The sequence below is a fragment of the Paenibacillus jamilae genome, assembly GCF_050482105.1.
GTDB classification, from domain to species: domain Bacteria; phylum Bacillota; class Bacilli; order Paenibacillales; family Paenibacillaceae; genus Paenibacillus; species Paenibacillus jamilae_B.
In genome coordinates, this window is record NZ_JBCNHI010000041.1 from 1 (window position 1) to 12,889 (window position 12,889).

At 45.5% G+C, this 12,889-nt stretch carries 13 protein-coding genes; 10 read left to right on the forward strand and 3 right to left on the reverse strand.

What is annotated here, in order from left to right; translation table 11 throughout:
• The 5 genes from ABEW32_RS25555 to ABEW32_RS25575 form a co-directional block, all read left to right on the forward strand.
• Positions 1-1,561: WIAG-tail domain (locus ABEW32_RS25555; RefSeq protein ID WP_430193005.1), on the forward strand; the 1,561-nt coding region annotated here is incomplete at its 5' end.
• A 157-nt stretch (positions 1,562-1,718) separates the two neighbouring features.
• A complete protein-coding gene (locus ABEW32_RS25560; protein ID WP_430193007.1) occupies positions 1,719-2,237 on the forward strand; it encodes a hypothetical protein in 519 nt (172 codons plus the stop codon).
• A 169-nt stretch (positions 2,238-2,406) separates the two neighbouring features.
• On the forward strand, positions 2,407-3,117 hold the full coding sequence (locus ABEW32_RS25565) for a response regulator transcription factor (RefSeq protein ID WP_430193009.1): 711 nt from the start codon (positions 2,407-2,409) through the stop codon (positions 3,115-3,117).
• Between the two features lie 2 nt (positions 3,118-3,119).
• Positions 3,120-4,499, forward strand: a complete 1,380-nt coding sequence (locus ABEW32_RS25570; protein ID WP_430193011.1) for a sensor histidine kinase — start codon at positions 3,120-3,122, stop codon at positions 4,497-4,499.
• Positions 4,500-4,724: 225 nt separating this feature from the next.
• Entirely contained in the window at positions 4,725-5,792 is a 1,068-nt protein-coding gene (locus ABEW32_RS25575; RefSeq protein WP_013372507.1) for an ABC transporter ATP-binding protein, read from the forward strand.
• A gap of 141 nt (positions 5,793-5,933) precedes the next feature.
• Here the strand turns inward: ABEW32_RS25575 and ABEW32_RS25580 are convergent, their stop codons facing one another.
• Positions 5,934-7,217, reverse strand: coding sequence for a pectate lyase family protein (locus tag ABEW32_RS25580; RefSeq protein ID WP_430193013.1), 1,284 nt, complete (start codon positions 7,215-7,217; stop codon positions 5,934-5,936).
• 398 nt (positions 7,218-7,615) lie between these two features.
• On the opposite strand from ABEW32_RS25580, the gene ABEW32_RS25585 reads away from it, so the two are divergent.
• Positions 7,616-8,353 carry a cyclase family protein gene (locus ABEW32_RS25585; RefSeq protein ID WP_430193015.1) on the forward strand — a complete coding sequence of 246 codons (738 nt, stop codon included), beginning with the start codon at positions 7,616-7,618 and terminating at the stop codon, positions 8,351-8,353.
• A gap of 163 nt (positions 8,354-8,516) precedes the next feature.
• On the opposite strand, the gene ABEW32_RS25590 is transcribed toward ABEW32_RS25585, so the two are convergent.
• Positions 8,517-8,930, reverse strand: a complete 414-nt coding sequence (locus ABEW32_RS25590; protein ID WP_430193017.1) for a DUF4183 domain-containing protein — start codon at positions 8,928-8,930, stop codon at positions 8,517-8,519.
• Positions 8,931-9,382: 452 nt separating this feature from the next.
• Here ABEW32_RS25590 and ABEW32_RS25595 point away from each other — a divergent pair, with 452 nt between their 5' ends.
• The 4 genes from ABEW32_RS25595 (at position 9,383) to nfi (ending at position 12,439) form a co-directional block, all read left to right on the forward strand.
• Positions 9,383-10,015 carry a DUF4183 domain-containing protein gene (locus ABEW32_RS25595; RefSeq protein ID WP_430193019.1) on the forward strand — a complete coding sequence of 211 codons (633 nt, stop codon included), beginning with the start codon at positions 9,383-9,385 and terminating at the stop codon, positions 10,013-10,015.
• Between the two features lie 431 nt (positions 10,016-10,446).
• The gene (locus ABEW32_RS25600) at positions 10,447-11,031 is read left to right on the forward strand and encodes a TetR/AcrR family transcriptional regulator (protein ID WP_430193021.1); all 585 of its coding nucleotides are present in this window, start codon (positions 10,447-10,449) and stop codon (positions 11,029-11,031) included.
• A 72-nt stretch (positions 11,032-11,103) separates the two neighbouring features.
• Entirely contained in the window at positions 11,104-11,685 is a 582-nt protein-coding gene (locus tag ABEW32_RS25605) for an NAD(P)H-dependent oxidoreductase (protein WP_430193023.1), read from the forward strand.
• Positions 11,686-11,728: 43 nt separating this feature from the next.
• Positions 11,729-12,439 carry a deoxyribonuclease V gene (nfi, locus tag ABEW32_RS25610; RefSeq protein ID WP_430193025.1) on the forward strand — a complete coding sequence of 237 codons (711 nt, stop codon included), beginning with the start codon at positions 11,729-11,731 and terminating at the stop codon, positions 12,437-12,439.
• Positions 12,440-12,528: 89 nt separating this feature from the next.
• Here the strand turns inward: nfi and ABEW32_RS25615 are convergent, their stop codons facing one another.
• A complete protein-coding gene (locus ABEW32_RS25615; RefSeq protein ID WP_063211224.1) occupies positions 12,529-12,858 on the reverse strand; it encodes a hypothetical protein in 330 nt (109 codons plus the stop codon).
• Positions 12,859-12,889 lie beyond the last annotated feature (31 nt).

Here is a 12,889-nt window from a genome sequence, read left to right on the forward strand (position 1 = left end):
ATCTATCACCTCAGCCCACTTGCAGTCTTCGGCGGTACTTGCGAGCCATCTGGCCCCAGATAGTGTGTCTAGTCGTGCGTTACAAGCGGAAAGCATCACCTCGGAGAAGCTGGCAGCTCACTCGGTGCAAGGGACGAATCTTGCGGAAGGCAGCGTTGGTCCTACGCATTTGTCCGCACATTCGGTACACACCCAGCATTTGGCAACTGGCGCAGTGCAGGATACAACGCTAGCAGAGGGAGCAGTGAAATCCGTGCATATTGCCCCGGAATCGATCCAGTCGCATCATTTGCACACTGGAACCATTCAGGGCGAGCATCTGGTATCCCAGTCGATATCGACGGATGTTCTACAGGATGCATCTGTTACGTCGGATAAATTGGCAGATGAGAGTGTGACTACCGCCAAACTGTCGGCTCACTCGGTGCAGCCATGGCACATTACGGATGAAGCTGTGCAAGCCAATCATTTGGCAGAAGAGGCCATTCAGTCGAGCCATCTGGCCCCGGAATCCGTCACCTCAGCCCACTTGCAGCCTTCGGCAGTGACGATCCAGCATATTGCGCCAGGTAGTGTGTCTGTTCACGCGCTACAGGCAGGCAGCGTGAACGCTGAGAAGCTTGCGCTTCGGGCGGTGCGTGCTTCGAATCTGGCGGAAGCCAGCGTAAGCTCCGTGCATTTGACAGAGCATGTCGTGCACTCCCAGCATTTGTCCGATGGGGCGGTTCAGGAATCAGCACTGGCTGAGGGAGTTGTGCAGTCCCGACACATTTCATTGGATTCTGTCCAGTCCGAGCATTTGCAAGCAGGAGCTATTCAGTCACAGCATATCGGCTGGCAGGCGGTGTCAGAGCAAGCTATGCAGGATGGAGCAGTGACGTCGGGCAAACTCGCAGATGGAACGGTGGAGTCCCGCCATGTGGCTGAGGAGGCAATTGAAGGCCACCATATTGCAAAGGAAGTCGTTGAATCGCACCATCTGAAACCCGGCTCGGTGACACTGGCTCAATTGTCCACAGATATACATCTCTCGGGGCTTTTGCCGGAGGAAGGGGTCAGTGGCGACAGACTTCAGGCAGACAGTATATCTCGCAGCCATCTGCAGGCTCAGGTCGTTGATAGTGAGGTACTGAGCCCAGAAGCTGTCGGTCCGGAGCATCTACAGGCTGCTGCGATACAAAGCCATCATGTGGCAGAGCAGAGCATTGAAGGTCGTCATCTGGTAGAGGGTTCCGTTGGCTCACGTGAGCTGGAACTGAATGCAGTGACACCAGAGCATTTGAGCATCACCCCGGTTCGTACTTGTGCCAATCAGCCTGCATTGCAGCAGTTTGGCAGAGCGCCGTTTCTTTTAAAGGGGAGCGAAGGCGAGACAGAAGTAACCATTGTATTTGGGGAGCCATTTGTGAACCCGGACTATACGTTGGTAGCGATGACGAACCATCCTCTCTTCCATGCAACGCTGAAATCTCAGACGACAGACGGAGCGGTGATCGTCGTAACCAAGTGGAATGAAACCGCGCATAACTATGGCATTATTTCCTGGATTGCCATTGGTTGACGACGGTGATGACTGTAACACTCATAGCGTGCAGACTCATGTATTTTCCTGATACAGAGCTGCACGCTTTTTCATATACTTTTCACATATTTGCTCCACAATTATCCCGAATTCTCCTGATAAGCTAAAGATACTTTAAAGGAGAGGTGATTCAATCATGAAAAAATGGACTAAAAATGCAGCAGCCGTATTGACCGTAGTAAGCGTACTGGGAGGAGCAAGCAGCGCATTCGCCGCTACAGCAACTACAACTCCAGCCACCACTGCACCAGCCGTCAAAGCTCCTGCGGTTACGACTCCTGCTAGCAAAACACCATCAAAAGCACCTGCAACGAAAACACCTGTGGTGAAAGCACCTGTTAAAAAAGCTGTAACAGCTCATAAAGCAACAACCAATGCCAAGAAAGCTCCTGCCAAAAAAGCTGTTGCGAAAAAAGTGGCAAGCCACAAAGCAAAAGCAGTGAAAGCAAAACACCGCACAGTTAAACACCATGCAAAAAAACATAACGCTGTTCAACGCAAGGTAGCGGCACATAAAACTCGCGCACAACACGTTGTAGCTAAAAAAGTGACCCATAAAGCTCCAGTAAAAAAAGCAGTCCCAGCAAAAACAGCTCCAAAAACGGTGAAAACAGCTCCAAAAGCAGCAGCTAAAACAGTCACAACCAAGAAATAAGGTTGCAGTGTAGTTGGCTATCAGTTCGCCTGGCATATACAACAGCGATTCATGATAAGAAAAGACGGGACCGGGAACGGTATACCCGTCTTTTGTCTATTCTGCTGAGCTTCTGTTAATCTTAAAGAAAGGATGCTAGCATCCAGAATAACGGCAAGGGGTTAAGGCTATGACAAAAATAGTAGTAGTGGATGACGATGTGTTCATTTTGCAATTAATATCTGAATATTTGAAAAAAGAGTCCTATGAGGTAACCTCCTTTTCCAGTGGGAAAACACTGGTGGAGCATATCCGAACAAACCATCCGGATTGTCTGGTGCTGGATATTATGATGCCGGGTATTGACGGGCTCTCTCTTCTGACTCAGCTTCGTGAATTTACAGAAATGCCGATCATTATGATCTCCGCGCGCGGAGAGGAAAGTGACCGTATCCACGGGCTGGAATTGGGATGCAGTGATTTTTTGACCAAGCCTTTTAATCCAAGAGAATTGGTGGGAAGGGTCAAAGCGATGCTGAGACTGAGCAAGGCTGGAACGTCTGCATCGGATGACAAGCAAGCGGCAGAGGGCGCAAATCCTTGCCATGCGGGCAATCTGTGCATTTTTGCTGATTTTCGTAAAGTTACAGTAGACGGACGAGCGGTGAATTTGACCTCACGTGAGTTCGATCTGTTGTTATTTCTTGCGAATCATCTTGAACGACCTTTTGGCAGAGAGCATTTGATTCAGCAGGTGTGGAGCTATGATTTTATAGGTGATGTGAGAGTCGTAGATGATCTGGTCAAACGTATTCGCAAAAAGTTGGCAGAATACCACTCCACACTCGTCATTAACACGGTATGGGGGTTTGGATACAAAGCAACGGTTCAGGAGATGTAGCCATGCGTACGATGAGAGCCAAAATTCTGTTGTCCCTGTCCATTGCCATGCTGATTACCGTCTGTATTACGGTGGTTTTGTTTATCAGGCTCATTGATGACATTCTGGTGAATCAGGCCAAATCCAAGCTTCATGAGCAGGCACGAAAAGCCGTCCACATTATGAGTGACGGAGGCTTTGATCGACTGGATAATGCCGAATTTAACTATGTTATCAAGGGTGTGCTGTTATCTGCCGATTATTTTATTTTAAGCACAGATAACCGCATCATTGACTCCAGTGTCTCTGGGATGGAAGGCAAAAAGATCGAGCGTTTGCTTTTGACTCGCCAAGGATTTTTTGCATCGGTTCATCCATCCGCTCATGATTTGGTTACTACACATGAAGGCGTTGCTGTTCTTCAAGGTAAAAAGATACTGTTTACGAATGAAGAATTGCCTGGCCAACCTTTTCGCATCTTTGTATACTCCCCCTTATCTTCTTTGAGAGCCCTATATGTACCGTTAATGAGAACTACGTTGCTGTCGATCGTCGCGAGTTTTCTGGTGATTCTTGTTATTGGGCTGATGATTGTTTCACGACTGGTACGTCCGCTCAAACGATTAAAGGAAGCGGTAGGCAACTATGAGCCGAATCAGCCACAGGATAGTGATTTTCCACAGGCGGACAAAAGTGAAATTGGCGAACTGATAGGCACCTTTCATTCCATGTCTGCCCGCATTCAGCAGCACCACAACAGCCAAATTGAATTTCTGCAAAATGTATCACACGAGCTAAGGACGCCGTTAATGTCCATTCAAGGCTATGTATACGCCATTCAGGATCAAGTGGTATCCCAGGACGAGGGACTGAGCATTATTAAAGTGCAATCCCAGCGATTAATTGATATGGTGGAAAAGCTGCTTCAGCTATCAAGGCTGGAGGCGCTGAATGAGGAATGGCCAATCTCTTTGATTGATCTGAGGAGTATGGCTGAGGACGCTGTGCATCTGTTGATGCCGATGGCCAGTGAACGCTCTATCTCGTTGCGAGTGGAGGGAGAAGGTCTGCATGTGGCTGTTCCGGCCGAGCAATTATTCCGCATGATATTGAATTTGCTGCAAAATGCAGTTCGGCACACCTCTACGGAGGTTGTCATTCATTTGGAGACAGGGACAACACCGGAGGTTGTGTGGGCTATGCACGTAGATGATGATGGGAAAGGTCTAACCGAATCTGAAGCAGCCGAGGTGTTCGGCAGATTCTATACCGGCTCAAATGGCGTCACGGGTTTAGGATTGGCTATCTGCCGTCAAATAGCCTCTCGACTGAATGGAGAATTGCTGTGTACAAGATCGCCATTAGGTGGGGCACGCTTCAGCTACATTCAACGCATGTTATAACACATGTTATAAATGAGGCAAAAATGGTTAAAAATGATCAATTTTTTGCTAAAATATGCCGTTAACATGACATCTCATGAAAGGTTTTTGGTGATATTTTAGATATTGCTTGACTGGCAGGTACTAAAATGAGTAAAATTATTCGTATATACCTTGACTCATGAACGTCGTTTTTTTAGATAGTGGTCAATAATAGTGATGAATAATAAATGAAAGAGTGATGAGATGAACCGCCTTTTGGAAGTGAAGGACTTAACGATATCTTTCAAGACCCGTCAGGGACTAGTGCAGGCCATTCGTGGCGTAAACTTTCATGTCAATAAAGGAGAGACGCTGGCGATTGTGGGCGAATCCGGCTCAGGCAAAAGCGTAACCTCACAAGCTGTTATGAAGCTGATCCCGACCCCTCCGGGCGTTTACCAAAAGGGTCAAATTATGTTTGACGGACAAGAGCTGATTAATAAAACGGAAAAGCAGATGCAAAAGATTCGTGGTAAGGAAATTGGCCTGATTTCTCAGGACCCTATGACTTCGCTTAACCCAACGATGAAGGTCGGCAAGCAGATTACCGAAGTGCTATTCAAGCATGAGAAAATATCCAAGGATGCTGCTCGCAAGCGGGGCATTGAGTTGCTGAATCTGGTAGGTATTCCACATCCTGAACAGCGTTTTAACCAATATCCGCATGAGTTCAGTGGTGGTATGCGTCAACGTGTCGTCATTGCAATGGCTTTGGCTGCTAATCCGAAACTTCTGATTGCCGATGAGCCGACGACTGCGCTGGACGTAACGATTCAAGCTCAAATCTTGGAATTGATGAAGGACCTTCAGAAAAAGATCGATACCTCTATCATCTTTATTACTCATGACCTTGGTGTTGTGGCAAAGATGGCGGATCGTGTAGCTGTTATGTATGCAGGACAAATCGTGGAAACAGGAACGGTTAATGAAATTTTCTATAACCCAAAACATCCATATACATGGGGACTCCTCGCTTCCATGCCTAGTTTGGACAGCCATGGTCAGAAGCTGGCTGCGATCCCTGGAACGCCACCGGATCTGCTGCATCCACCTGTAGGGGATGCTTTTGCAGCCCGCAGTTCCTATGCCATGAAAATTGACTTTGAGAAAGAACCACCACTCTATCAATTGTCGGATACACACTTTGTGAAGTCATGGCTGCTTCATCCAGATGCACCTGCGGTTGAGCCGCCAGAAGCGGTGAAGGCTAAACTTCGCAAGCTGGATAACGCATTTGAAAAGCCGGTTTTAGTTGAACAATACGGCAGCTGATGTACGATATAATTTGTAAATCATCAAATGATAAATAAAAAAGGCTGTTTCTCCGTGTGGGTTATTACGGAGGAACAGCCTTTTTGCTGTAACACCACAGGTTGTATGTTCCTGTGGTTAAATTGTATGATTTGGCAGCGTTTACAGCTTGCCAGAACCGGCTTGGGAAGTGACCTCTGCCTTCACGCTGGTGGATGGGGAAATTTTATCGTTCAAGGATGGTTTCCAGCCTACAGAGGAGCTAAGACCTGCGCTGGAGCCTGCGTTTACGGCCTGCCCATTCAGAAGCGTGCCAGTGTCTGACAAGGCAGTTCCACCAAAAACAGACACAATTTTGGCTGCGGACAGTCCCGCAACGTCAATAACATTGTTTTCAGCAAAGATTTTGGAGGCTTTGCCTGCACCCCATATATACAGTGTAGGGTATTCAGAGCGTTTTACATCACCTGTATAGTAATTATTATAGAGATGGACTTGTCCATAACGTACGCGCGGTGTGCGTTGTACTGTATTCTCATAATAATTGTGATGCAGGGTTACACGTAAAGCCCCTTCATCTGCTGTTTTGCTATCGCTGTTGCCGATAATGGAGGTTTTGTCATGATCGTAAAAGTGATTGTATGAAATGGTAACCAAATCACCTTGGTTAATCACATCGAGCAGTCCATCATGATGCTGGTATTCTTGACCGTAGAAGGTGCCGTTTCCGCTATCGGGGTGAGATCCGTCGTTGAACGTGTTGTGATCCACCCATACATGTGTAGCTCCATTAATAGTAATGCTGTCGTACTCTGAATTCCAGTTGCCTGTGCTGCCATCCGTTGGGTCCCACTGCGGGAAATAATCGTAGGCATCCTGAAACTCAATATTACGGATAATGACGTTGTCTGTACCCTTTTTCAATTGGAGGTTTGCCCCATTAATGACGGCATTGTTGCCCAAACCGACAATCGTCGTATTCGATGGGATCTCAATAACGACACGACTGGCTTGATTTTTTTGTGAAGCCTTACGTGCGTCTTCCAATGTACCGGAAGGAACCTTTTTCCCCCAGGTAGATGGATCATACGCCTTGAGATAAGCATTGAAATCATACTTAGGGTCCTTGTAATCGTTCAATCCTAGCGCTTTATTATTGTCATCGACGTTGGCGTTGATTGTACCTTTAACATAAATAATTTTGGGCGTAGTGTTACTGCTTTTGCCTAAAGCATCGACAAGTTGCTTGCGGTTCGTTACGGTGAAAATATTGGAGGAAGTAGCAGCAGCTCCACCTGTTGTACCTGTAGAAAAGGCTGCCCAGCCGTTTTTGCTGCCAAGTGTCTCCTTGCCAATATCGTTTGCTGCATGAGCAGGTGCACCCACGGGAGCCAGAGTAGCGAGTAGTAACACGGCTGCGATTCCGAGTGAAAATCTCTTTTTCATAAAATACCTCCGTATATTGGATAAATGGAGTAGACGAACGAGGGAGTCCCGGGTGCTCCTGTAGTTTCTACATGTTCTATCATACTTTGTGTACCAGTATTTGTTAATATAATAAAAGTTACATACTAAAATTTTTGTCGAATTTTTAAATAATTCAATAGGGTCCTACTTTTTCCAATCAAAATGCATACATGTAAATGAAAACGTTAACAATCATATGAAATAGGAATTGTATATATGATTATATGGAATTTTTGGGTGGATAAAGATAGAATCATTTTTCTCGTAATGTTAACGATTTCAAGTCAAAAAGTGAGAGGAACTGACAGGATAATTATGGATTTTTGTGGTATCCTCAGGTACAATGCTTGTAATAAAACTGAGGAGGAATGGGCATCATGGCAGAGCATGTAGCAGATATCTTGAAGTTGTTGAAGCAAAAAGAGTGGGTGGACTTATCCCATGCCTTTTATCCCGAAATTCCCCATTTTCCGGTTTTCGATAATGTTCAGGTGGATACCCTGTTTACCCACGACGATGGCTTTTTTGTAAAGCAATACTGCTTTCCAGGGCAGTATGGAACCCACATCGATGCCCCTGTTCATTTTGTGAAGGGTAAGCGTTATTTACATGAGCTTTCGTTGAAGGAGCTGGTTTTGCCGCTGGTTGTCATAGACCGTTCAGCAGCCGTTGCAGCCAATTCCGACTATGAGCTTACGGTTACGGATATTCTGGATTTTGAAAAAGATCACGGACGTATTGCCGAACAATCCTTTGTCGCCTTTCGCAGTGACTGGAGCAAGCGTTGGCCTGACCCAGATGCCTTCTCGAACATGGACAACGCCGGAGATGCACATTGCCCAGGGTGGTCGCTGGATGCGCTGCGCTTTTTAATAGAGGAACGAAATGTTGCTGCTATCGGACATGAAACACTGGATACTGACTCCTCTGTAGCTTATCGAAAAGCGGGCAAACTGGTGGGGGAATATTACGTATTGGAGCAAGATCGATATCAAGTTGAGGTGCTGACAAATTTGGATAAGCTGCCTCCGACGGGTGCGATCATTTATAATATTGTTCCAAGCATTCAGGATTCTCCTGGGTTTCCGGTGCGTTCCTTTGCTATATTGCCTTAATCATGCAGTACCCAGTCAAATTGAAAATAGACTAGATTATTGAGAATTTAAGAGACCGATGCAGATATTAATATCTGCATCGGTCTTTTTCTTGCTTACTCGGGGTAGTGTCCAGCGTGGAATCACCATTCAGTCCAGGTAGGTTCAAAATCATTGAAACGCCTTATGTGATAATCGTTACGGTAGGGGCAGAGATGGTAGGCTGGGTTGTGATGGTGGAGGTTGTGCCGCTAAAATCGGATATTTCTATGACAGCGGGGACACCTGGTGTAATATCTACGGAGGCAATGACCAGATTTGCCGTGGTTAGGGTGAATAAGGAGCTCTGCTGAATAACTCCATTAATATAATAATTAGCAGAATCAGTAGCCGTTAATGTTGGCAAAGCAACGACTGGAGTATCGGCGTCATCTACGAAGCTAGCGGCAGGAATAGTTGTTGTTGTTGCTCCGATCATCCCGGCTGTAATTGTTGCAAAAAAACGAGTCACGGCTGGGGTTACAGACGTGCTTATGGCACCACCCGTTGCTACGGGAGCAGTAGCTACTGCTGTGTACACAGGTTTTATGATGGGCATAGTTTTCACCTCCTTTCTTTACTAGTATGTGGTATGAGCCATTCGCTGGCTCTTAATCAATAAATGATTTTTCAACCTATTCGGAAACGGCATATTAACCTTCCTATTAATAATAGGGTAAATGGAGAAGGCCCTAATTTGCTGTACCCAAAAAGAAAGCGATTACTTGTAATCTACATATTACAAATGCCTAAGACTTTAAGGGGAGATGTGCATACAATACATAAGCGTGAGAGGAGGAGGTGTGTACGGCTGGTATGAGGAGACGTGATGGATCACGAAGGAAGCAAGGAAAGAGAGCGGTACATTGCAAGATCAGCAAACGAAAGAAGTGTAAGTCCGGGTATCCATTCAAAGGTAAAATAAAAACGGGGCTCCATGCCCAAAAGCATTCAAAGCTAATCATTATACAACGGCGCTTCAGAAATACTCCTGCCAAACGGAGGAAGAAAATGGAGCAGACAGGAAAGCAAGGTCTGCCAGGCGAAGCCGGGGTGATAGGAGCGCCAGAAACAGCGGGAACACCAGGAATACCAGGAATACCAGGAATACCAGGAATACAAGGTCCATCAGGAGTACAGGGAGCACCGGGAGTACCCGGCCCAGCTGGAGCTCCAGGTAGTGGAGGCGCAACAGGTACACCTGGCCCTACCGGAGCACAAGGTATACCAGGTCCTACTGGAGCACAGGGCATACCGGGTCCTATTGGGACACAGGGCGTAACCGGCCCTACTGGAGCCCAAGGTATAACTGGTCCAGCAGGTCCGGCACCTGACATCTCTAATATTGAAATTGTCCCTACGGCTGAGCGGTATTTTTATTTTACTCCTGATCCGATCGAATCTTCGGTTACGATTATGGCGAATCAATTTTCTCTAGATGGTGTGCAGGAGGCTTTTCAGCGGTTTCATGTCGGAAGCAATAGTTATGCCAATCTGTATATTAACGGTATGTTACAGGAAAGCACGTTGTTCAGCTTGACGCCTTCATCACTGACAATATACCTTGCCGAAGGGGAGACTATTTCTTCGGGCACACCTATTATTGTGGAAATTGTTCAATTTAGTGTGCGTTACAGTGCATGACTCGCTCGCAATGAATACTTTATGTGATGGACATATTCCATTGCGAGCGGGCTATATCCGTCAGCAGAAATTTGTATAAATAACGGACCATCCCACACAGTACGAAGAGCATCAATAATTTCACCTAAAAACAGATAACGTCGTTCTTTCGAGCCGCCTTATGCATCATTACGTTGATTCTTATATTGAATCGTTAATTAGATATTTATGAACAGTTCAGAACGCCCGCCTTATTCGGTTACATATGTATTTTATAGGAATAAAATGGGGCGATACACGTATCATTTAACGTATTCATAACATGACCATTCATTTATAAAAAAATGGTATTTTAGGCTTATTACGATGGATTTTAAATTCAAGCATACAGACAGGTTGAAACTGTATAAATTTGTGTTGCAATTTAGTTAGTAATCACTTACTATATCCCTATGAATAAGAAAACACATGTAGACAGTAAAAAGAAGGATATTTTGCAGGCAGCGATGTGCTTATTTGCAACCAAAGGAATTGATGGGATTTCGGTTAAAGAAATTGCAGAGGCTGCCGGTGTAACGGATGCCGCGATTTATAAGCATTTTAAGAGCAAAGATGCGATGGCTTTGGAAGTATTCGGACAATATTGCAATAGCTACACCACCTTGATTGATTTTTATCGCAAGCAGAGTGGGAGCTTTCTCAGTCGTTTCCACCAACTGGTGGATGAAGTGCTGAATATGCATGATGAGGACCAATATGGATTGCTTTTGTTGTCACAGCATCATGAGCTGTATGTTGAAGCAAGCCAGAGCCAAAATGTCCGTCAGCCGCTGGAGGCGTTGACTGAATTCATCGAACAAGGGATTCAGCAAGGGGAACTCCCGCAGCAGAATGCTCAACTATCCGGTGTGCTCATTATTGGAGCCTTTACACGCTTGTCCGTGTCCAGCCTGGAAGGTGAACTCCCGCAGCAACTGGTTCCATTGGCAGCAGAGATTAAGCAACGTTTAACGGCATTATTAAGTAAAGGTCAGTAGTGGCCTTTTCTTTTAAATATAAAGTTAGTGTTCTCTAACTAAAACCATAATATGGAATAGGAAGTGGCTTATATGTCTAAAAAAATTTTGGTGATTCAGGGAAATCCGGTCGCTGACAGTTATGGAGAAGCGCTGGCTCAATCTTATGTAAAAGGAGCCAAGTACGCAGGGGCTGAGGTTCGCTTATTGCAGCTATCCGCATTGGAATTTAATCCAAATCTGTCAGGTGGATATAGGAATAAATTGCCGCTGGAGCCTGATTTGATCCAAGCACAGGAATCGATTAAATGGGCAGAACATCTCGTTTTTGTCTTTCCGATCTGGTGGGGCAGCTTGCCTGCATTAATGAAAGGATTCATTGACCGTATCTTTATGCCGGGGTTTGCGTTTAAGTATCAAAAAGGAAAACCCCTGCCTGACAAGCTTCTAAAAGGAAGGACAGCCCGCTTAATCACCACGATGGACGGCCCGCACTGGTACTACCGATTTTTCCAGGGACAGCCTGGGCATCGGATGATGAAGGATTCCACATTACATTTATGTGGTGTCAAGCCGGTACGTTCTACAACAATTGATCTTATGAATAAGAGGACAGACCAACAGCGTAACGAATGGCTGAGCAAGGTTGAACAGCTAGGTCGTAGCATGAGCTAGGTTTTTGCCTGCATTCGGAAATCTACATTTTAAGAGGATAGAAATGAGGCACAGAAAAATGCAACCCATCATAAATCACAAATGGAATATAGATGAAAAGGAAGCCGTAAAATTACAGCAGGAGTTAGCTTTAAAAGTTATAAAAGAAGATCGATTTTCTGAAATTCAATATGTTGCCGGCGTAGACGTGGCCTACAGTGAACAAAGTGATCTCTTAGTTGCGGCCATCGTCATTTTAGATGCCAGCTCATTACAAATAGTAGAGTCTGTAGTGGTTGAAGATGCTGTCCATTTTCCCTACATCCCGGGCTTGTTTTCATTCAGGGAGCTACCGCCTATAGTTAAGGCATTGAAGCAAATTAAGAACTCTCCCCAACTGGTCGTCTGCGATGGACAAGGAATAGCTCACCCTAGACGATTTGGATTAGCCAGTCATTTAGGTGTTATGTTTGATATTCCTGCAATCGGATGTGGCAAAACGAGGTTATGGGGTGAATTCGAAGAGCCCTCTCAAGAACGTGGGGCATGTTCGTTATTAATGGATCATGAGGAGATTATCGGTGGAGCGTTAAGAACCCAGACCAACATTAAACCTATATTTGTATCTGTGGGCCATCGTATTTCACTAGAAACGGCCTGCAACTGGATATTAAAGCTGTGTCCGAAATATCGCTTACCTGAGACCACTCGACAAGCTGACCAGCTTGTGAGAAGAGCTTTATCACAAATAAACCAGGGGAGTATTCATTCATAATCGATCCATCTGCAAAAAGAAAAACACCGCAAGGGGAGCAACTAGCTCGCATTGCGGTGTTTGGAATCACTCATGTTTTCCAATCCACGTTATATAAATATGGATGCAACGATTAAAACAAATCCGATCACTAGACCGGCAGGGCCCCAATAATGCATAGGGATAAAAAACAAACTGTGCTGGGTTCCCATCCGATAGCGTTGTCCTGTTTCCATGTCAACTAGCACTTTGTCTGAGTCGGCGTTGAGTGCTTTTCCCAAATGCCAGATAATAACTCCTGACACAATGAACACAAAAGCCATCGGCAATCTTGAATCTATAGAGTCAAGCCCTAGAGCGGATACTAAACTCCCGACAATAAAAAATAAAATCGCTGGAATAATGACGTTTAAAATACCGAAACCCTTCCAAATAATCACTTGCAAACTTCCTTTCTGATTAGTTTACGTT